This window comes from Thermodesulfobacteriota bacterium (assembly GCA_026415035.1).
In the GTDB taxonomy this organism is placed as follows: Bacteria; Desulfobacterota; BSN033; order BSN033; family UBA1163; genus RBG-16-49-23.
In genome coordinates, this window is sequence record JAOAHX010000070.1 from 1 (window position 1) to 352 (window position 352).

The 352-nt window shown below is 61.6% G+C and carries 1 protein-coding gene; it reads left to right on the top strand.

Annotated elements, in window-relative coordinates; translation table 11 throughout:
* Positions 1 to 11: 11 nt before the first annotated feature.
* Positions 12 to 352, top strand: a 341-nt coding sequence (locus N3G78_14900; protein ID MCX8119204.1) for a hypothetical protein, incomplete at its 3' end; no start/stop codon positions are given.

The following is a 352-nucleotide window of genomic DNA, read 5'->3' on the forward strand; positions in this document are numbered from 1 at the left end:
GGCAGCGTCAGATGTGTATAAGAGACAGGTCCATCACCATCTGGCGGATGGGCGGCTACGACATCCGGGGGGAGTGGGTGGTGGGAGCAACGGCATGCGGCTGGGCATGGGAGTGCCCATCCGCCTACCGTCTCCCTGGGGGTCCACTGGTCCGCTTGATGGAGGGCAACAGCTGGCCTTTGGGTTTCGCCAACCGCATTGCCCTGGAGGCCCCCAAGGCCGCAGGCAGGGTATCGGACACCGTGGGGGTTCTGTGGGACCTCGAGTCGGGAAGCCTAGAGTACCTAGGCAAGCTCTGCGAAAACCCAGTCTACGAAACCTTACCCCTGGATCTTTCCTGTCTCTTATACAC